16 protein-coding genes are annotated in these 20,976 nt (G+C 70.9%); 9 read left to right on the plus strand and 7 right to left on the minus strand.

The features are described 5' to 3' along the window. Window positions 1-227 precede the first annotated feature (227 nt). Window positions 228-1,070 (minus strand): SDR family oxidoreductase, encoded by an 843-nt coding sequence (locus BLU95_RS01190; protein WP_093858244.1) that lies wholly within the window; start codon window positions 1,068-1,070, stop codon window positions 228-230. A 63-nt stretch (window positions 1,071-1,133) separates the two neighbouring features. Between BLU95_RS01190 and BLU95_RS01195 the strand changes: the two genes are divergently transcribed. After that, a complete protein-coding gene (locus tag BLU95_RS01195; protein ID WP_093858245.1) occupies window positions 1,134-1,508 on the plus strand; it encodes a winged helix-turn-helix transcriptional regulator in 375 nt (124 codons plus the stop codon). A gap of 121 nt (window positions 1,509-1,629) precedes the next feature. Here BLU95_RS01195 and BLU95_RS01200 read toward each other — a convergent pair whose 3' ends face one another. From BLU95_RS01200 to BLU95_RS01215, 4 genes are all read right to left on the minus strand, one after another. Beyond that, window positions 1,630-2,214 carry a hypothetical protein gene (locus BLU95_RS01200; RefSeq protein ID WP_093858246.1) on the minus strand — a complete coding sequence of 195 codons (585 nt, stop codon included), beginning with the start codon at window positions 2,212-2,214 and terminating at the stop codon, window positions 1,630-1,632. Between the two features lie 302 nt (window positions 2,215-2,516). Next, entirely contained in the window at window positions 2,517-2,747 is a 231-nt protein-coding gene (locus BLU95_RS01205; protein WP_159424700.1) for a DUF6188 family protein, read from the minus strand. Window positions 2,748-2,962: 215 nt separating this feature from the next. Continuing rightward, window positions 2,963-3,472, minus strand: a complete 510-nt coding sequence (locus BLU95_RS01210; protein WP_231978182.1) for a hypothetical protein — start codon at window positions 3,470-3,472, stop codon at window positions 2,963-2,965. 29 nt (window positions 3,473-3,501) lie between these two features. Continuing rightward, entirely contained in the window at window positions 3,502-4,434 is a 933-nt protein-coding gene (locus BLU95_RS01215) for a class I SAM-dependent methyltransferase (protein ID WP_093858249.1), read from the minus strand. 266 nt (window positions 4,435-4,700) lie between these two features. Here BLU95_RS01215 and BLU95_RS01220 point away from each other — a divergent pair, with 266 nt between their 5' ends. The 6 genes from BLU95_RS01220 (at window position 4,701) to BLU95_RS01235 (ending at window position 12,804) form a co-directional block, all read left to right on the plus strand. Next, the gene (locus tag BLU95_RS01220) at window positions 4,701-5,420 is read left to right on the plus strand and encodes a DinB family protein (RefSeq protein WP_173861990.1); all 720 of its coding nucleotides are present in this window, start codon (window positions 4,701-4,703) and stop codon (window positions 5,418-5,420) included. Between the two features lie 135 nt (window positions 5,421-5,555). Next, entirely contained in the window at window positions 5,556-6,527 is a 972-nt protein-coding gene (locus BLU95_RS01225) for a LuxR C-terminal-related transcriptional regulator (protein WP_093858250.1), read from the plus strand. Window positions 6,528-6,593: 66 nt separating this feature from the next. Next, a complete protein-coding gene (locus tag BLU95_RS42025) occupies window positions 6,594-6,761 on the plus strand; it encodes a hypothetical protein (protein ID WP_159424701.1) in 168 nt (55 codons plus the stop codon). A 270-nt stretch (window positions 6,762-7,031) separates the two neighbouring features. Beyond that, a complete protein-coding gene (locus BLU95_RS42030) occupies window positions 7,032-7,232 on the plus strand; it encodes a hypothetical protein (RefSeq protein ID WP_159424702.1) in 201 nt (66 codons plus the stop codon). A 138-nt stretch (window positions 7,233-7,370) separates the two neighbouring features. Beyond that, window positions 7,371-7,802, plus strand: a complete 432-nt coding sequence (locus BLU95_RS45460; RefSeq protein WP_353653578.1) for a transposase — start codon at window positions 7,371-7,373, stop codon at window positions 7,800-7,802. Between the two features lie 136 nt (window positions 7,803-7,938). Beyond that, complete coding sequence (locus BLU95_RS01235; protein ID WP_093858252.1) at window positions 7,939-12,804, plus strand: beta strand repeat-containing protein; 4,866 nt, start codon at window positions 7,939-7,941, stop codon at window positions 12,802-12,804. 898 nt (window positions 12,805-13,702) lie between these two features. Here the strand turns inward: BLU95_RS01235 and BLU95_RS01245 are convergent. After that, the gene (locus BLU95_RS01245; RefSeq protein ID WP_093858254.1) at window positions 13,703-14,128 is read right to left on the minus strand and encodes a hypothetical protein; all 426 of its coding nucleotides are present in this window, start codon (window positions 14,126-14,128) and stop codon (window positions 13,703-13,705) included. Between the two features lie 587 nt (window positions 14,129-14,715). On the opposite strand from BLU95_RS01245, the gene BLU95_RS01250 reads away from it, so the two are divergent. After that, entirely contained in the window at window positions 14,716-16,227 is a 1,512-nt protein-coding gene (locus tag BLU95_RS01250; protein WP_093858255.1) for a hypothetical protein, read from the plus strand. A gap of 553 nt (window positions 16,228-16,780) precedes the next feature. On the opposite strand, the gene BLU95_RS01260 is transcribed toward BLU95_RS01250, so the two are convergent. After that, window positions 16,781-18,313 carry a PQQ-binding-like beta-propeller repeat protein gene (locus BLU95_RS01260; protein ID WP_159424703.1) on the minus strand — a complete coding sequence of 511 codons (1,533 nt, stop codon included), beginning with the start codon at window positions 18,311-18,313 and terminating at the stop codon, window positions 16,781-16,783. Window positions 18,314-19,189: 876 nt separating this feature from the next. On the opposite strand from BLU95_RS01260, the gene ltrA reads away from it, so the two are divergent. Next, window positions 19,190-20,911, plus strand: coding sequence for a group II intron reverse transcriptase/maturase (ltrA, locus tag BLU95_RS01265; protein WP_231978183.1), 1,722 nt, complete (start codon window positions 19,190-19,192; stop codon window positions 20,909-20,911). The last annotated feature ends 65 nt before the right edge of the window (window positions 20,912-20,976 follow it).

The following is a 20,976-nucleotide window of genomic DNA, read 5'->3' on the forward strand; positions in this document are numbered from 1 at the left end:
GCACCGATCCCCCTGATCGGTGCCGCGGAGATCCTGCTCGAAGCAGGTGCCCGACGCCAATGCTGTCCCGGCATGTGAGACGGAGTCCGCGGGCGGCACAACGGTCGCGGAACCCCTTCGAGCCGGCGGTCCTGACCGATCGTCACGCATCGGAGGCCTGTGCGGCCCGTCGGAGCGGGACGTGGAGGTGCGACGCCTCCTTCAGGCCCCGGCCGAGCCGGCAGAACCTACCGGACCGCGTCCGTCAGCCACTGCAAGGGGGTGCGGGGGTGCAGGCCGAGCAGCGTCCCGGCGGAGCGGTCGGGGGCGATCGCGCTGTCCGGGAGGGTGGCGAGGAAGTCGTAGAGTCCCGCCACACCACCAGCGGCATCGGCACCGAGGAGCGGGGCGAGCAGGTCACCGAACTCCGCCGGGGTGAGCGGTTCGTAGGTGACGGCGTGGCCCAGGCGCGCGGCGAACGCCTCGGCGAGTGCGGGGCCGGTCACCGCGGGGTGCAGGCCGACCTCGATCAGACCGGTGACGTCCGGTCGGCCGAACAGTGCGACCGCGGCATCGGCGACGTCCAGGTGCGAGGCCCACGACACCGCATGGGCGGCGGGCAGCGGGTAGCGCAACAGGCCCTGCTCACGGGCCCCGGTGACGACGGGCGGCAGGAGGAGGTTCTCCAGGAACAGGCGCGGTGCGATCACCGCGTGGGAGAGGCCGCTGCGCTTCAGCCCTTCGACGACAGCCGCCACCGCCCCGTCGGCGGACTCCACGGGCACGCCGCCGCTCGTGGAGAACACCACCCGGCCCGGGCGGGCAGCGTTCAGGGCGGCAACGATGCTGTGGGCGTGGCGCAGCCGGTCCTCCGGCCCGCCGATAGGGAGGTGGACGAAGACGCCGTCCGCACCGCGGTAGGCGTCGGCGAGTGTGTCGGTGGCGCCGAGGTCGACCGCCCGCACCCGAGCGCCGGCGACGACCGCGTCGGCGTTGCGGGTCAGGGCGGTGACGGAAGCGCCGACGGCGGCGAGGGCGGCAGCGACGGGGGCGCCTTGGGCGCCGGTGGCGCCGTGGATCACATAGCTCATGAATCCATTAGTGCATACAGTGCACCAGTTACTTCAACTGCACCATTGGCCTACAGTGAAGCCGTGTCGACGAATCCTCTTCCCGAATGCGGCGTGGCCCGGTTCCTCACCCTGCTCGAAGGGCCCTGGGCCACGCTCATCGTGCGCGAGCTGCTGCACGGCCCGCACCGCTTCACCGAGCTGCGCGCGGCGCTCCCTCGGATCAGCCCGCACACCCTCACCAGCCGTCTGCGCCGGTTCGAGACCTACGGCCTCGTCACCCGGACCGCGTACGCCGAGATCCCTCCGCGTGTGGAGTACCGCCTCACGCCACTGGGCGAGAGCCTGGGCCCCGTGCTGGAGAGCATGGCCCAGTGGGCCGCGTCGGTTCCCGACCCCGCCGACCCCGCATCCTCCTCCCCCGGCAGTGACATCGGCCCCGCTTCACGCGCGCGGTGACGGCCAGCAGTCCTTCGACCTGCCACCCTCAGGGCACGAACGTGCCACCTGCCCCACTCTGCGGATCGCCGGCCGGACCCGGCGGGAGGTACTCGGGGCAAGGGAGGCATGCCGCCGGCCGTCACTGGGACCTCGGCCTCGGATCCGTGCTCAGCACGGCCTGCCGAACGCCCGCAGAGGCGAGTTCCTCCAGCAGCACCCGGATGACGGCACGACTCATCAAGGGCATGACCGCGTCCTTGCAGTCCAGCCGGATCCGTGGCACCGGATCCGGCTCCACCGCGGCGTAGTTCGGGCTGTAGAAGTCGACGCCCCTTTCCAGCGCGACTTCCCATTCGGTGGCCGACAGCTCGCGGCCGTCGTCGGTGAGCCGTATCAGCCGCGGCTCGGCCGCGTTCAACGCCGCCACGACCGCCGGCCGGTCCTCGGCCGAGGACCTGACCTCGATGTCCCAGCACTGGTGTACCGGGTAGCCGTGATCCACGACGATCCGCAAGGTCCCCGGGTGCACACGGATCCCTTCCGCCACCTCCGACGACTCGATCGCGCGGCTCATCCACCCCGCCGCCCGACCGTCGAACGCCCCCACGAACGCGTCGGTGATCCGCCACAGCATCTCGGGCCCCGCGCCGGCGGCGGCACGGTCGAACAGCTCCTGCACGTCATCACGGCCTTCGGCGAGGGCCGCGCGCGCCGTCTCGAACAACGTCTCCGGACTGTGAGGACCCTCTGCATTCGATGTCATACGGATCTGAATAGCAGGGGCCGACGACACTCTGCGGGGCGTGCGGCGGCCCGCGATCAACGCCTCCACCAGACCCTGGAAGGCTGCTCCACGACCGAGCCACAACAAGATCCGAACCTTGAACAGCTCCCAGGGAACAGCGCGGTCGGAACAGCGTCTCTTCACGAGTATCAGGAGGTCAGGGATGGGTCGGCCCAGACCGCGAGCTTCCCGCCCGGCATCGGGATGATCCGCCACCCTCCCGGTCCGAGCACTTCCCATGCCTAGAACAAGGGGTCCGCCTTGCTGGTGAGGCGGAAGCCGTTGTCGAGGAGCACATCCTGACGCCCCTCGCCGACAGGCCGGGTGAGCTTGAAGGGGCAACCAAGATCCACGCGGGCATCCGAGTCGAGGTGCAGGAACAGCTGGTGGCCGACACTGATCCGGGTAACGGCCAGGCCCCGAAGGTTCATGATCCAACGGTCCTCGTGCTCAGCCAACGATGTTTCACTCACCACCGCACGATGCACTGCGGAGCACCGACAGCGCCACCTGACAGGTCTCGGCGTACGTACGGCATGCTCCGCTCGGAACACGGGAATGTGCACCGCTCACCATGCCGAGCGCGGCCGGCCTGTGGCCCGATGCTCCGGTTCTGCAGGCCGCTGCCGGATCGAGTCCATCGGCCCGCGTACGGCCCCATCGGTGCCTCGCGGTATCGGGGTGGTCATCAGGTCGTGGCAGTGGTCTGCTCGCGTCGGGTGTGGCCCTGGCGGTACCAGCGGCGGTGGACGACCGGCTCGACGGACAGCACCGCTGCCCCGGCCGCCGCACCGACGGTGAGGGAGGCCCAGCCGCCGCCGTTGAGGAGCGCGGCGAGGCAGGCAGCGGCGATGGCCACTGGGCGCAACAGGGTGAGCGGGCCGAGTCCGATGACCATGGCGAGGGTGCTGGCACGGAACGGCAGGAGGAAGTATGCGGCGAGCGAGAGCAGGACGGCGGCGGCGTAGACGACGAGCGGAAGCAGGTAGCCGAGGCCGCCGGCGGCCAGCGCGGCGTGGACGCGGGCCGGGTCGGCGGCGGTGAGCAGGCAGAGAACGGCGGCCAGTGCGGGAACGAGCAGTAGGACGGCCCCGACCGCCAGCCCGCGCAGTGCGGCGTGCGCGTTGGCACGGTGTTTGCGGATTCGCGCGTCGCGGCCGGCGAAGGCACGAAAACCGCTGAATGCCGCGTCGACCAACCCGAGTACGGCCAGTGGTAGGGCGGGCGTCATCGGGCGGCCTGCGCGAACTGCTCGGGGCCGAGGAGTCGGCGGGAGGCGCGGCCAAGGGCCTGGCGCAGCGGCGCCTCCAGGTGCGGCCGCAGGCCGAGGACCGGACGCAGGGTTGTGCAGAAAGGGTTGGCGGCTCGTCGGGGCTCGTAGAGCAGTGGGCGCATGCCCGAGGCCGCGGCGGCCCGCAGCAGGGTTTCGTCGCTGTGGGCTCGTCGGGCGGAGGCGACGCCGTCGTGTCGGCCCAGCGGGTGGCGCATCCGGGCCCGGTGGAACATCCACGCGCCGATGGGGGCGAGGCCGGTGGCGGCGATGTCGTAGTGGCAGAACGCCAGGGCCGGGGAGGCGCCTTGGGCCCGGAAGAAGTCCGTCAGCGCGGGCTCGGGGAAGTGGTGCAGCACGCCGGTGGAGACATAGACGGTGGCAGCCTCCGGCAGCGTGAAGGCGTTGCCGTGGACGAAGCGGCAGTCGAGTCCTTCGGCGTGGGCAAGGTGGTCTGCCTCGCCGACCAGCGCGGCGTCGAGGTCGACTCCGACCAGCTCGACCTCCGGGGGGAGTGCGCCGGTGGCAGCCAGCCAGCGGACCAGGTAGCCGAGCCCGCAGCCGATGTCGACCAGGCGGTACGGCCCGGGGTGGCCGGTGGCCCGGATCGCGGTGAAGAGGGGGTCGAGCAGGTGGACGAGGCGTTCGCCGATGCGCAGTTCCTCGCTCAGTCGCTGGAGCTCGGTGTGGACGCTGATCAGCAGGCGGTCGACGGCGCCCGCGTCCAGGACCCCGTCCCGGTCGGCGGGCAGCCCCGCCACGATCCGCGCCGCCCGCCCGTCGCCGTTCGCACGAAGCTGCTCGACGACCTCGGCGCGCCGCACCGGCAACCGTCGGCCGTCGGCCGGGTCCACCGCGGTGATCAGGTCAGAAATCTCAAGCTGAGGCACACACGGCACTCTACGACGCCAGTTCGAGGCCCACTCCTCGCCCGGACCAAGCCGTGGCGCTGGGCACACCGGCTTCCTGGTACCCGGGCTGGTACCCGGGCCCTCCGTGGGTCTGCCAGGACCGGTGCGCGTAGCTCCGCACCCTGTGGAGAACGTACGGGCCGACCACCGGCAGGCCGGAGGACGAGCCGCCCAGCCGCCCAGCCGCATGCCACGGATCAAGCAGGGGGGCTGGCTTGTCGGTGGTGGGGCTTAGCATGCGGAGCATGACACGATATGTCGATGAGGATCTGCAGGGTGCGGAGTTCCGCGAGTGCGACCTGACGGGGTCGCGCCTGATCGGCGTCGTCATGCAGGATGCCGTGATCGACGGGCTCGTCACCAACCTCGTGGTGAACGGTGTCGAGGTCACCGAATACGTCGAGGCGGAGCTCGACCGGCGTCATCCGGTACGGGTGCTGATCCGCTCCGAGGACCCTGCCGATCTGCGCGAGGCAGCGCATCGGCTCCATGCCGGCTGGGCCGCCACGATCGAGCGGATCCGCCGTACGCCCGGCATCGAGCGCCGCAGCGTCAACGACGAGTGGTCGGCGGTGGAGACTCTGCGCCACCTGGTCTTCGTTCACGACTCGTGGTTCCGCCGCTGTTGCCTGGGCTCGACGGAGCTGTTCACCTCGATGGGCATCGGGCCGACCGTCGAGCCCTACCGTGGGGCGCACGGGCTTGACCTCGCGCTCGATCCATCCCTCGACGAGATCGTGAGCGTGCGTGAGGCGCAGGCCGCAGAGCTGGAGACGTGGCTCGACAAGGTCACCGCCACGCAGCTCGCAGTGCCGGCGCCGGTGCCCGACGACGATGTCTGGCCGCCGTACGCCCGGGGCCGCTCGGTGCGACAGTGCCTCGGCACAGTGCTCAACGAGACATTCGAGCACCATCGCTTCTGCGGCCGCGACCTCGACCTGATCGAGGCACAGGACACTGCGTAGGGCCGACTGCGAACTCAGCATTCGGCCCGAATGGATCTTGAACGAAGCATCGAAAGAGTGTTTGATGAGGCCGAGTGTTCCGGGCGTCCGACAGGGGCCGGCGAAACCAGACGAACCAGACGAACCGGGGGAACGATGCTCGAGGTGCTCGGACTGACCACCGCAGCCACGGCGGTGTACCGGGCCATGCTCGACCACCCCGGCTACAGCGTCGACGACATCGCCGCCCGTTGCGCCCTGACCGTCACGCAGGTGCACGACCACCTCGACGAGCTGAGCCGGCTCACTCTCGTGCGTGTCTCCGCCGAACGCCCCGGCCAGATGCGCGCGGTGAGTCCCGAGATCGGTCTCGCCGACATCCTCGCCAACCAGGAGGCCGAACTCGCCGCCCGCCAGGCCCGGCTGGCAGCCTCGCGAGCCGCCGTGACCCGCATGGTCGCCGAGCGCGCCGAGCATCGCACCACGCATGGTGAACGTCTTCTCGGCATGGACGCCATCCACAGCCGTCTCGAACGGATGGGCCACAGCGCCACCACTGAGGTCCTCAGCAGCCAGCCCGGCAATCAGCGCGCCGAAGACCTCGCCGTCGGCCGTCTCGCCGACGCCGAGGCGCTCGGACGCGGCATCACCATGCGCACCCTCTACCAGGACGCCACCCGCAACCAGCCCCACGTCGCCAACTACGCCCACTGGCTCCTCAGCCAGGGCGGCGAGGTCCGCACCGCCCCCACGATCCCCCAGCGACTCGTGGTCGTCGACCGCGCCCAGGCCCTCGTGCCCATCGACCCGGGCGACAACCGCCTGGGCGCCCTGTACGTCACCGAACCCGGCATCCTCGCCGCTCTCCTCGACTTCTTCGAACAGGCATGGAGCACAGCTGTACCCCTCGGTGCCGCCCACACCGACGACCCCCAGTGCGGCCTCACCCCCACCGAACGCGAACTCCTGCGCCTGCTCGGCACCGGCCTCACCGACGACACTGCGGGCCAGCGACTTGGCATCTCCTCACGGACCGTCGGCCGCCACATGTCCTCCATCATGGAACGCCTGGGCGCCAGCAGTCGTTTCGAAGCCGGCATCAGGGCCGCACACAATGGGTGGCTCTGAACCGCCAACGACGCCCACGGGCCCCTCCAGAAGGAGACCCCGCCCCTGCCGTGTCGGGCATCCCGCGTGCTTGGCCTGCAGGCCGGGTCGAGCGTGGTCAACACCGTCGAGCGCCTGATCAACAGGCTGAGGGCCTGGCGGGGCATCGCCATCCGGTTCGACAAGAAGCCCGAGAGCTACCTCGCCGGGCTCCACCGCCGCGCCTCGACGAGAAGGAAACAGGGCACCGCATGAGCCGAACCATGCTGAACCCCTCACCAGAGCTGGTGGCCATCAGCTCCGAAGGGGACTTGGTGGCCGAGGTGGTCCACCGCGGACCGTGTCTCGTCCGGAAGCGGGCGACGGGAGCCGTGGTGGCCTCGATCGAGACCGCCGCGACGGGTGCCCTGCGCTGGTGGCCCTGGGTGACGTCCATCCGGATCAGCACAGCGGCGCTGTCGCGGCGGACGTGTCGTCGAAGCGCCGGCCGGTGCGCGCGGGCAGTTTCTCGGTCAGGCTCCGCCGGTGGTCCTGTGGAAGCGTCCAGGCGGCCAGGCAGCGGCGCCGGTGGTGGTAGTCGACAAGGTGCGCGGCCGCGTCCAGGTGGTCGGCGAGCCGGATCAGGCCCCTTCGGACCTCGTCGGCCGCGCGGTGGGCGGCGATGCGGCGCCCGGCGTCGAACAGCAGCCCCTGGGACGGCCCAGCTCAGCAGGCTTCCGTCGGTGACCCGGTTGGTGGATTGCCTGCGCGCGGCGGTTCGGCTTTGGTGAGCCGTCAGCATGGCGCGAGGCGATCCCACCGACGAGCAGTGGACCCTGATCGAGCCGCATCTCCCCCGTCGCTGCGGTCGGGCCTGTCCCCGACCTGCGGAAACACTTCAACGCGGTGATGTGGCGCTTCCGGGTCAGCAGCCCGTGGCGCGACCTGCCGGACGAGTTCGGGCCCTGGCGGAGCGCGTACGACCGGTTCCGGGTCCGGTCCAAGCAGGGCACCTTTCAGCTGATGACGGAAGCGGTGATCGCCGAGGCGGCGGCCCGTGGCGTGGTCGACCTGGGCCCGGTCAGCGCGGACTCGGCGACCTCGCGGGCCCACCACCATGCCGACGGGACGGCCGGGGCGGCCCGCGTCCGGTGGCGGCGCGCCGGACGGAGCGTCAGGTCGGAGGGCGGCACCCCTGCCGGTGGCGGTGCGTGGGATCCGGAGCTGATGGTGTGTCGGCCAGATCGGGTCTGTTGCAGGGCTGGACGAATGACGGGGCCGTTTCGGGCACTCTGTTCCAGCGCGAGAGTGGGATAAGCATCCGATCGCACAAGTCCGTGCGGTTGTGACGGCCGCTGCCCGGCCCCGTTGCTCGGAGTTCTGGATGTCCGCACACCAAGGCCACACCTGGCGAGCCTCGCTCGCTGCCCCGGTACGACGTTCACTCGCGGGCATGGCCGTCGCCTCGATACTGGTCGCCTCGGCGCTCGGCCCCCTGATGGACAGCCCGCCGGCGCAGGCCGCCGTACCGCTCCCCGAGTGCGTGGCCGACCCTGGCTTCGACCACTGTGCGGCCTTCGGCTACCGGAACGAACCCCACTCCTTCACCGTGCCCGAGGGCGTCTCCGCCGTGACCGCCAAGGTCTGGGGCGCGGGCTCCGGCGCGAACGGCGAGCGCGCGGGCGCGGCCGGCGAGTACGTCACGGGTGTGCTCGCCGTCGACGGCGACCGTACCCTCACCGTCTCCCCCGGCCTGGGCGGCCGGGCGGGGGTCTCCGCTGCGGCGGGGACCCCCGCGCAGCAGGGCGGGGCCGGAGGTCGCTCCCGGGTCCGGGTCGCCGGTGCCAACGCCGGCAGCGACGTCGCCACCAAGGCCGCCGGCGCCGACGCGCGCGAGCAGCCGGCCAAGTCCTCGCTGACGGCCGCCGGCGGGGCCACCGCCGCGAAGGCGCCCGGCGCCGAGGCCCCGCACCGCGACGAGGCGCAGTACGTCGCCGGGATCGCCGCCGGCGGCACCGCCGAGGTCGCCCGGGGAGCGGGCGGCAACGGCCTGGTCGTCCTGGAGTGGTCCGGCCCCGCGGCCACCAGGTCGGTGGCCGACCGCCGGACGGGCGGCAGCACCGACGCCGGCACCGACACCGACACCGACCGGGCGGAGTCCCCGTCGCCGAGCGCGCCGGGATCGGCCTCCGCCACGACCTCCACGGCCGCCGCGTCCGCGTCCGCCTCTGCGGAGCCGGGTGCCCAGCCCTCGTGGTCCGGTGCCACCGCCCGGGCCACGGCGGTGCCGTCCGGTGCCGCCACGGCGACGCCCGACGGCACCGCCCGCTCGGCGCCCGCCCCGGGCGCCACCGGCACGGTCCCCAAGGGCCGGGCCCCCGGTGACCCGCTCGACTGCACCGGCAACGTCATCTACGCCTACCAGCGCGGCGCCGACGCCACGGCCAACGGCACCCTGCTGGCGCTCAGCGCGCCCACCCTGGCGGGCCCGACCCCGACCAGCGTGACCGCCACGGCGATCAGCACCGTCCCCGGAGCGGGCTTCGCCAACGCGCTCGGCATCGCCGGCGGCGGCACCGCCGCCTACCTGGTCCGGCAGACCCCGCTCGTCGCGGGCTCGGTCGACGTCTACGCGTACAGCACGGCCACCAACACCTGGACGACCTTCACCGGCAGCGCGACCGGACCGGCCGACAACTTCGTCGCCGGCGCCGTCGACCCCGCCAACGGCATCTACTACTACGCCGACTACACCAACGGGATCGCGACCCTCTACGGCTTCGACACCGCCACCAACACCGCGATCCCCGGCATCGTCGCCACCTTCCCGCTGCCGATCAGCGCGACCGGCGGCTCCAACGGCGACCTGGCCTTCGATGCCGCGGGCAACCTCTACGCCCTCAGCTCCCTCGGCACCACCGCCGCCATCGGCCGCGTCGACGGCCCACTGCCGACCACCGGCTCGGCCACCGGGACCCCGCTCGCCTCCACCACGGTCAGCGTGATCGACAACCCGGGCTCCAACTCGTACAACGGGATCGCCTTCGACAACGCGGGCCACCTGTTCGTCGAGTACACGGACGGGACGAACACCTACCTGAAGGAGCTCGACCCGAACACCGGTGCGCTGATCAGCGGCCCGAAGCCGTACTCCGACAACGCCTTCCTCTCCGTCGACCTCGGGGCCTGCTCGACCAACCCGACGATCGAGCTGCAGAAAGACGTCGTGGGCCGCTTCGTCTCCTCGGCCTCGTCGAACGACCAGTTCACGCTGTCGGTCACCGGCGGCGGCATCGACACCGGCAACACCGCGACGACCACCGGCACCGCCACCGGCGTCCAGCCGGTCACGGTGGGCCCGCTCATCGCGGTCTCCGGCACGACCTACACGCTCGGCGAGAGCGCGGCGGCCGGTGGCAGCCTCGCGAACTACACCACGACCTACAGCTGCGTCGACACCGCGAACGGCGACGCGCCCGTCGCCTCCGGGAGCGGCACCTCGTTCGCCCTGCCCTTCCCGCCGACCGTCTCCGGTTCCCACAGCCCGGCCGTGCTCTGCACGCTCACCAACACGCCCGTCGCCCAGTCCCCGGCGATCACGATCGTGAAGTCCGTGGACGCGACACAGCTCACCACCGCCGGACAGGTGCTCACCTACAGCTTCCTGGTGACCAACACCGGCAACGTCACACTGACGAACGTGTCGGTCACCGAGACCGCGTTCACCGGGAGCGGCACCGCACCGGCGGCGGTCTGCCCGGCCGGCGCCACCTCCCTCGCCCCCGGTGCGTCCGTGCTGTGCACGGCCACCTACACGGTCACCCAGGACGACATCGACCGCAGCACCCTCGACAACACGGCCGTGGCCACCGGCACCCCGCCCTCGGGCCCGCCCGTGACCTCGCCGCCCTCGTCCGCCCACATTCCGAACACCCCGGCGCCGGCGCTCACCCTGGTGAAGACCGCGGACCCGACCACGGTGACCGCCGCCGGCCAGAGCGTGACGTACAGCTTCCGCGTCACCAACACCGGGAACGTGACGCTGCGGAACCTGACGGTGAGCGACACGGCGTTCTCCGGCACCGGCACGCCGCCGGTGATCAGCTGCCCGGTCGCGGTCCTCGTCCCCGGTGCCGCGACCACCTGCACGGCGACCTACGCCGTGACGCAGGCGGACATCGATGCCGGGCAGGTCACCAACTCGGCGACGGCGACGGGCACCCCGCCCACCGGCCCGCCGGTGACGACGCCCCCTTCCTCCGCGACCGTCACGGCCACCCAGGCCCCGGCGATCACGATCGTGAAGTCGGTGGACCCGGGCACGGTCGGTGCCGCCGGCCAGGCAGTGGCGTACGCGTTCCTGGTGACGAACACAGGGAACGTGACGCTGACGAACGTGTCGGTGTCGGAGACGGCGTTCTCCGGGACCGGCACGCCGCCGGTCATCACCTGCCCGGCCGGCGCGGCCTCGCTCGCGCCCGGCGCGTCGGTGACCTGCACCGCCCCGTACACCGTCACCCAGGCCGACGTGGACGCCGGTAGCGTGACCAACTCGGCCGTGGCGACCGGGACCCCGCCGACCGGTCCGGCGGTCACCTCGCCGCCCTCCAACGCGGTCGTGATCGCCATGCCCACCCCGGCCCTGACGATCGTCAAGTCCGTGGACGCGACGCGGCTGACGGCGCCGGGCCAGGTGCTGGCCTACTCGTTCCTGGTGACCAACACGGGCAACGTGACACTGACGAACGTGTCGGTCACCGAGACGGTCTTCACCGGCAGCGGCACCGCCCCGGCCGTGACCTGCCCGGCCGGCGCCGCCTCCATGGCCCCGGGCGCGTCGGTGACCTGCACCGCCTCGTACACGGTGACGCAGGCCGACATCGACCGGGGCACCATCGACAACACGGCGGTCGCCACCGGCACCCCGCCGACCGGCCCGCCGGTCACCTCCCCGCCGTCCTCGGCGAGTGTGCCGAGCACGAAGACCCCCGCGCTGACCGTCGTGAAGTCGGTGGATCCGGCGACGGTGACGGCTGCGGGTCAGAGTGTGGCGTACGCGTTCCTGGTGACGAACACAGGGAACGTGACGCTGACGAACGTGTCGGTGTCGGAGACGGCGTTCTCCGGGACCGGCACGCCGCCGGTCATCACCTGCCCGGCCGGCGCGGCCTCGCTCGCGCCCGGCGCGTCGGTGACCTGCACCGCCCCGTACACCGTCACCCAGGCCGACGTGGACGCCGGGAAGGTGATGAACACGGCGGTGGCGACGGGTACTCCGCCGTCCGGCCCGCCGGTCGCCTCGCCGCCGTCGGACGCGGTCGTTACGGCGACCCCGACGCCTGCGCTGACGATCGTGAAGTCCGTGGACGCGACGCGGCTGACGGCGCCGGGCCAGGTGCTGGCCTACTCGTTCCTGGTGACCAACACGGGGAACGTGACACTGACGAACATGTCGGTCACCGAGACGGTCTTCACCGGCAGCGGCACCGCCCCGGCCGTGACCTGCCCGGCCGGCGCCGCCTCCATGGCCCCGGGCGCGTCGGTGACCTGCACCGCCTCGTACACGGTGACGCAAGCCGACATCGACCGGGGTTCGGTGATGAACACGGCGGTGGCCACGGGTACGCCGCCGACCGGCCCGCCGGTCACCTCCCCGCCGTCGTCCACCAGCGTGCCGGACACGCCGACCCCGGCACTGACCATCGTGAAGTCGGCCGAGCCCACCAGGGTCACCGCCGTCGGCACGACGATCGCCTACGCGTTCCTGGTGACGAACACGGGGAACGTGACACTGACGAACGTGTCGGTGACCGAGACCGCGTTCTCGGGTTCGGGCACCGCCCCGACGGTGACGTGCCCGGCGGGTGCGGCGTCGTTGGCGCCGGGGGCGGCGATGACGTGCACGGCGTCGTACACGGTCACGGAGACGGACCTCGCCGCCGGACGGATCACCAACACGGCGACGACGACGGGTACTCCGCCGACCGGTCCGCCGGTCACCTCCCCGCCGTCGACCGTCACGGTGACCACCGTGCCGCCGACCGTCACGACGTCGCCCTCCCCGTCGCCGTCGACGACGCCGTCCCCCTCACCGTCGACCCCGGCTCCGAGCGGGACACCCTCCGCGTCCCCGAGCGAGCACCACGGGAACGGGCACGGCCACGGGACGCCGGGGCACTCGCCGTCCTCCGGTGGGCAGCCGCTGCCGGACACCGGTTCGCCGGTGGGCGTGCTCGGCCGGATCGCCCTGGTGCTGTCGCTGGTCGGAGCGGGGCTGTACACGGCCAAGCACCGGTCGCGCCGCGGCCGGCACGAGTGAGGGCCCCGTGAGGTAGTCCGGTGCCGGTCCGACCGGCACCGGTGAGACGGTCCCCCGGGCACGACGTCCCGGGGGACCGTCACCGCTACGCCCCGGCCGGCGCCGCCCGCAGGGCAGGCGACCGCGCGGCTGTCACCGGACCGTTACGGCACGGACGGACCGGGTGACAACGGCCACCGCCACGAACCGGTCCCGCCCGGCGCGATACCACGCTCCCGCCCAGGCGCAGGAACGAACCGGCCGGAAGACGACGACTCCCGGGACGGGGCCCGACGACGCATTCGCCGTCGAGCCCCGTCCGCGCGAGTCGTGGACCGCGTGGCTCGTGCGGTGGGCCTCGTTCGACGAGAGGCTCCAGCGGCAGGAACTCACAGTGGGGCGGCACCGGACCGAGGTGCCGGTGTCGTGCCGGCCGAGGAGCCCGGCGGTGCTGAAGCGGACAGGGCATCTGGTGAGCATGCCGCCCTCCACGGTGGAGCCGGGGGGGTCATCGTGGCAGGAGGCCCAGGAGGAGGGATCCCGAGACGAGGAAGGAGCAGTGGGCGCCGACCAGGAGCGCCCACTCCATGGGCTTCGCACGCCACTGACTGCGGAACATCAGTACCCACTCGTTCACGGCGGAGCCGACCGCGAATCCCAGTAGCGGGAGCCACAAGGCGCTCCACCAGGACCAGATATCAGCGTACTTGAGCACGACGAGGAGCGCACCGCACAGTGTTGCGGTCAGGAACCACCCCGGTTCCCGCTCGTGTTCGCCCGTACGTTCCGTTCGCGCGGAAAACGTCAATTGAGACCCTGCTTTGTGAAGTAGTCGATACTTTCGTCACTCGCAGGTGAAGGGGCGTGCCGCAGCGAGTGCCTGTGGCACGCCCCGTCACCTATCCGATCAGCCCGGCCGTCAGTGGAAGACCTGCCAGATTCCGTAGAGGTTGGAACCCACGTTCGCGATCGTCAACGGGGCCTTCACAGCCCAGGACAGGCTGTCGTACCACTTCTTGAAGGCCTCGAACGATCCCCCGACGGCCTTGGCGAAGCCCGGGACCTTCTTCAGCAGCTTGACGAAGCCGTCGAACTTGCCGGTGACGGCCGCCTGGCCGGTGGCGATCGACTCCAACTCCGCGCGCTCTGAAGTGCTGTACAGAACGGGCGAGTTCAGCAGACCGGTGGCCAGCGACCGGATCGCCCGCTGCTGCTCCGGCGTCGCGACGGTGACAGCAGGGCGCTCCGGAGCGCCGGTGCTCGCCTGCGCGGCCGTGCCACCGACCCCCAGAACGATCGCGGCGAGTACGGTGGCGGCGCCGAGGCGCACCGTGGTGCGGTTCATGTATTCTCCCTTTGTTTTTATCGAGGGGTAGGGCTGGACGACGGGTCGTGCGGCCGATAGGCCTGGAAACTCTTCGGCCCCGCGCTCGCGTTCAGCCTCAATCCCGCGGCAACTGTCCTTTTGGCATTCGCATATGAATGGCCGTCGGACCGAGCTCTGCTCTGTGGAAGAACGTAGTGCATCGCTTCCGGATTGCCCATGGAACTTCTGTCATGAACCGGATAACTGGACAGGTGGCGGGTTCGCCTCCGCCGATCGGCGGGGAGGGCACCGCTGCTCCGCATCCGGTCATCACTGTGATCGCGGCTCAGAAATAGCCACGTGGACGAAACCTCGGTCGGTCGGTAGCGCCCGCCTCGACGCCGCCACCTTCGAAGACCGGCAGCGGTCACACCCGCGTCACCGTTCCGTCGGTCGTCGACTCCTTCATCGCCCGCGACGCCATCCTGGCCGGCGCCACGGACCGCGGCCTCACCAAGGACCGGAAGCGTCCGGCGGGCCGCTCCCGACGCCGGCTCGGGCGGAAGCCGGGCGGGGTCGAGAATTCCTGAGGACACCCCACCGCGTATGCAGCAGGATGACGCAGTGTGAAACCCGCGCTGCTCGGCCTCGCCGTGAACCCCAACCTCCCGTCCCACCTGGTCGACCGGCTGATCGACCAAGCGGACGAGGATCTCGCCTGTGAGCTGGCGCTGCGTGTGGACCTGAACCGCGCTCAGGTCCGCACGCTGGCGGCTCGGTCCCAGGCGGCCGCCGTCCAAATCGCCTACGGCGGAAAGCTGCAACCGGAGGACGTCGACCCGGCCTCACAGCCGCTGGCCGCACTCGCCCTGCTCGACCAGGGGACCGGGCTGCCACAGTGGGCCCGGTACTTCGCCGCGGATCCGCGCGTGGAACACCGTGAGAAGCTGGCCGCGTGTCCCGGGCTCCCGCCGGACGTGGCCCGAAGCCTCGGGGACGACCCCGACATCCGGGTCGTCGCCGAACTCGCCCGATGGGCCCCGACCCACCTGGCCGCCGAACTCGCGCCGCATCCGCACGCGGAGGTCCGCCGCGCGGTCGCCGGCAACGAGGCGACGCCACCGAAGCTGCTGGCGGCGCTGCTCACCGGCGAAGGCATACCTCCGGTGCAGTTGTGCCGGGTCTGCGACCAGGAGCGGGTTCCCTTCGCCCATGCCCCGGACTGCCCCCGCGCCGACTGCCGGCTGCTGCCGGGGGACGCATGCGACGGATCCCACCAGTCCGCCGTACACGACGTCCGATGGCAAGCACTGCACAACCCGGCCACCCCGGCGCCGGCCGTGGCCCGGTTCGTCGACCACCCGTCGGCGCTGCTGCGTGAACTCGTCGCCGCACGCGAGGGCCTGCCACAACAGGCGTACGCGCGGCTGGCCGGGGATCCGATGCCGGGGGTCCGCGCGGAACTGGCGAAGAACCCGTCGATCGACGAGCCCCTGGTCCGCAGGCTGGCCCAGGACTACGGCCACGACGTCCAGCGGTCGCTCGCACACCACCCGAACCTGCCCCTCGACGTCCTGGCGCAGCTCGCCCGCTCGACCAAGCTCGGCTCCCCGCTGCTCCCGCGCATCGCCGCGGCCACGCCCCCCGAGGTCGCCGGCCTCGCCACGGCGGCCGACCCGACCCTGCGCATGCTGGTCGCCCTGCGCCGCGACCTGCCGGACGCGATCCGCGACACGCTCGCCCGTGACTGCGACGCGAAGGTCCTCAACGCGATCGCCCCGCACCCAGGTCTCACCAAGGACCAGCTGCTCGCCATGATCGACCGCCACGGCCCCCGCGTGGCCGCGAAAGCTGCCACGAACCCCGACGCGACCGCGATCGTCCTTGAGCAACTGATCCGTCAGCCCGGTTCCGCGCGCAAGGCCTTCCGCGAGATCGCCCGCCACCCGAACACGTCGCTCCCGGCGCTCCTCGCCTGTCTGGCCGACCCTCAGGCCCGCCCCGTCGCAGCCGCCCGTCCAGAACTCCCTCCCGCCGTCATCGTCAGCCTGCTGGCCGACGAGGACTGGCAGGTCGCGACGGCCGCCGCCGCCAATCCCTCCCTCCCCACGGACGCGATGAGCGCGCTCCTGCCCTGAGCCGCAGGCCGCTCGTCCTCTCCTGGCTGTGAGCGACGGCCTGTTCGATCTCCGCCACGAACGTTCCCGAGCTGGTGTCCGCGCCGGCCGACCCCGACGTCCTGCGTGCCCGCCGCCGGACGCTGACGCCGGCGACCACCCAGGTCGCGATCCGGTGCTCCATCTCCTCCATCGTCAGCAGCGGCCCGCATGCCGGATCCGCGCCGCGGTCGGCGACGTCCACGCCCGTCGGCTCGGCCTGGACTACCGGCGTTGCTCGCGGACACCGGCCTCCGCGGTGCGCTGGCGGGGTACGGGGCGGCAGGTGGCTGGTGCTGCAGTGGGCCGAGCGCGGGCGCGCCGGCCAGAACCTGGGCGGGCGGCTGGTCGGGATCGTACTCGTCGACGAGGACGCCGGTGCGCCGATCGGTCCGGCCCGGGCGATACTGCGCGTCCTCCTGCACGCCCTGGACGCGCTTCCCGCCTCACCGGCTTCCTACGGCCGGTCACCCAGGCTCGGCGCTCACAGGCCGAGACGAACGGCATCGGGTCGGTGCCGTGTACGGGAGGGCCCTTACGTGGTGACGGAACAGATGAGGATTCGGCCGTCGCGGGTCCCGATCAGTAGGCGACCCGGTTGGGAGACAGTGAGTGCGGTGGGTATCGCGGTCACGTTGCCGAGGGTGAGACGGTGGCGCCAGAGCACGGTGCCGTCGTCGAGGTCGAGGGCGACGATCTCACCGTCGTCGTAGGTGATGAAGGCGGTGGTCGAGTCGGTGTCCAGCGCGGTGGCGTTGCAGTCGGTGAGGAAGACCCATCGCGGTGTTCCGTCCGAAGCTTCGCGGCGTACGACGAACGAGTCACCGGGCTGACGGCTCTGCCTGAAGACGGTGCCGGCGTGGATCAGGCTTCCGTCTGCGGCCTCCACGCCCGGTCCGCCGAAATGTTCTTCATCGGGGACCCAGGAGTAGGGGAACAGGCGCAGCCCGTCCGTCTTCTTCGTCTCGGTCGGCCGGTCGGGCCCTCGTCCGGACTTCAGCTCGGCGGTGGCTACCCATGGAATTCCAGGATGTGAACGACGAGTGCCCTCCTTCTTCACGTAGGACAGGAACCAGGCGCGGCTGGCGTGCCGGATGTGAAAGGGGTACTTGGCGGCAACGGGTACACCCCGGATTCGGTACCCGGACGGGGCGAGGAGTGGATCGCCGTCCGCCGCTCTCGACAGCGATACGTAGCCGGACGGTTCGGCCTGGTCCACTTCAGCACCGTCCGCCAGGGACAGCCGGACCAGAGACTGTGTGCGCCGGTTGTGTCTTTCGGGGCGTGCGAGGGAGACCCAGGCCGTGTTCTCGTCCCGGGCCACGGCGATCTCGCGGCCCCCTTCTTCGTCCGGGACTGCCCATTCCCGTGTTCCTGACGGGAGCCAGCACTCCAGCTGCACTCCGCCGAGCGTGGCGAGGATCCGGCCGTCCGAGAGCTCCTGGACCGCCTGCACAGTGAGACGCGGATCCCAGTCCGGGCCCAGCTCGCTCACCAGCTGGTACGCGGCCGCCCTGCCCTCGGGGCGCGGCGCCGGTATCCGGGGGCCGACCAGTTCGTGGGGGGCGATGGACCCGGGCGCAACCGACGTCCAGTCGGGCCGGACGACCACAGCGGTGTGGCCCTGGGTGTGCGCTTCCCCGTCCTGCCAGTCATCGGGCGGGGCGATGAGCAAGCGAAGTCGCTGCTCGTCGAGCCACTCCAGCTCCAGGACCTGGCGCCCGCTCCAATGCTCGAAGGCCGAGACGGACGTTCCCGTCTCCAGATTGAGCAGGAGCAGGTCACCGGAGAAGAAGTACCCGCCGTCGTACGAGCCGGTTCCGACTGCGAGCAGCGGCAGCGTGGGGTGGAAGGCCATCGCCTGCACCACGTCGCGGGAGCGGATCAGTGCGCGGCAGGACAGGGTGGCACGGTCGTAAACGCCGACCGTCGGGTGCTTGGAGAAGCTGTGCGTCCCTGCCACAGCGAGCAGGCCCCGCTGGCCGTCAGCCACAGTAAGGGCGGGGTGGCCGATCTCGGCAAAGGATCGGGCGCCCAGAATCCGGTCGACGGAGAACGAGTAGGTCATGGGAGATGTTCGCATCCTCTGGAGAGGCGGAGACCACTGCGGGCAGCAGCAACCGCCGCGTGACCGCTGCCTGGCAGCGCGGACGCATGCTCGGAGCGGACCGCTCAACTCGCCGACTCAGCCGCTCAGCCGCTCAGCCGCTCAGCCGCCAACTGAAGGGCTCAGTGTGCGACACGAGGTCGCACCAGGTAAGTAAGGACAGCCACGTGAAGGAGGTATCGATCGGCTGAACTTCGGGCCAGTGTCCAAGGCCCGTCCCCGCGCTCGCATGCGTCGCTGGTAACGGCGGGGTGTGAAGCCGAGCGTTCAAGCTCAAGAGCACCTCGGCCATCGAGGAGCCACAGGCGAGGGGAAGGCCGGACGGGCGAACGAAAGTGAACCCCTGTCTGATGCTCCGTGACTTTAAGGCTGCGCGATGGCATGTAAGCGGCGGCCACAGGACCCGGTGCTGCGAGGCACCAAGCGACCTCCGGGTAACTGTTCCCGGAGGGAGGACACCGCTGGTTCCGGAGTAGAGGGGGCGCCCACCCCGGTCGCGTCTTACTGGTGCGGAACGTGGAAACCCCGTCGGGGTCCAGGCAAGGGCCTGGTAAGCCGACCGCAAGGAGAGCTGAACTCCCCGGCGGGAGAAGGATGATCCAAGAAGCGAAGGCCGGCAGGCCGAAAGGCCGGAGGAAACCGGAGGACGGGACCTTCGCCCGCCCTGCGCATAACTCGCCGGATACGGGCCCTGGTGGCCCGGCCCGAAAGGGCGCCCACGTGGATCGGGTGAGCCTTTGAAGTCACCACTGCAAGGACGTCAGAACCGAAGGACAAGTTAGGTACTGGAGGCGCGAATTGGGGGGCACGGTCTTGGTCGGGTCCTCGGCGGCTGCGGTGAACGGACCGGAGGACGCGACCCTCGACTGGCACGGCATTGACTGGGCCGAGTGCGAGGAGAACGTACGGCGACTGAGGCAGAGGATCTTCAAGGCGACGCAGGACGGGGACCTGAAAAAGGTCCGCAACTTGCAGAAGCTCATGCTGCGGAGCCGGAGCAACACGCTGGTCAGCGTGAAGCGGGTGACGCAACAGAGCAGTGGTCGCATGACCGCTGGCATCGACGGGGAACGAGCCCTCACCCCAGTGGCGAGGGGCAAGCTGGCGGCCGAAGTCCATCGGTCGTCCCAGCCCTGGAAGGCCAGGCCGGTCAAGCGAGTGTTCATCCCGAAGAGCAACGGGAAACAGCGACCGCTCGGCATCCCGGTCATCCGTGACCGGGTGCTCCAGGCCCGCGTGAAGAACGCGCTGGAGCCTGAGTGGGAGGCGCGGTTCGAGCCGAGGTCGTACGGCTTCCGACCCGGCCGCAGCTGCCAGGACGCGATCGCAGCGATCTTCTGGACGGTGAAGGGCAAGGCCCCGAAACGTCTGTGGGTCCTGGACGCGGACCTGGCGGCGGCGTTCGACCGCATCGACCACGACCACCTGATGACCTCCATCGGGCAGTTCCCCGCCAGGGACCTGATCCGCCGGTGGCTGAAGGCGGGCGTGATCGACCGCGGCCGGTTCGCACCGATCGAGGAGGGAACTCCCCAAGGCGGTGTGATCAGCCCGCTGCTGATGAACGTTGCTCTGCACGGACTTGAACAGGCCGCCGGGTGCCGATACACGGTGCGGGCCGGGCGCGAGCCCGGCGCGGCACCAGGCACCCCGGTGCTGGTGAGATACGCCGACGACTTCATCGTGCTCTGCCACGACGAGAACGAGGTGCACCAGGTCAGGGCCCGGCTGGCGGAATGGCTGGAGCCGAGAGGTCTTCGCTTCAACGAGGAGAAGACCAGAGTCGTCCACCTCGAAGAGGGGTTCGACTTCCTCGGGTTCACCGTCCGCCGCACGGGCGGCAAGCTGATCATCAAGCCGAGCACGGCAGCCTGCAAGAGGCTCCGGGCGCGACTACGGACCGAAGTGAAGGCCCTGCACGGGACCAACGCCGAGGCCGTATTGCGCAGACTGATCCCGATCGTTCGCGGTTGGGCAGCCTATTACCGGGCGGTGGCGTCCACGACGACGTTCTCGTCGCTGGACCACTACATGTGGCGGCTGACCTTCAAATGGGCCAGGCGTCGCCACCGCAACAAGTCGAGGCACTGGGTCGTGGCCCGGTACTTCGGCAAGTTCCACCCGTCCAGGCGGGATCGGTGGGTGTTCGGCGACCGCGACAGCGGCGCCTTCCTGCCCAAGTTCGCCTGGACCGGCATCGTCCGCCACCAACTCGTCAAAGGCGGAGCGTCCTTGGACGACCCAGCCCTGGTCGAGTACTGGCGGGATCGCCGCCGACGGAAGGCGCCACCGCCGATGGACAAGACCAGTCTCGTCCTAGCGGTGAGACAGCAGGGGCTCTGCCCCCTCTGCAAACAGGCGCTGATCGCCGGGGCCGAGTACGAACCGGACAGCCCACGCGAGTGGATCAACTGGTTCGCGGCCTCGAAGAAGATGCTCCACAAGCATCACTTCACCTACCGGCGACATGGCGGCACGGACGAGCGGAACAACCTCCGCCTCGTGCACTCCGAGTGCCACCGCCAGCACCACGCGGGCGACAGCAAACGGACCACATAACCCTGCTGACCTGCGAAGCCCTTGGGGCTTGCTTGAGCCGTGTGCCTGGAAATCGGGCACGCACG

This window comes from Streptomyces sp. TLI_053 (genome assembly GCF_900105395.1).
Lineage (GTDB): Bacteria > Actinomycetota > Actinomycetes > Streptomycetales > Streptomycetaceae > Kitasatospora.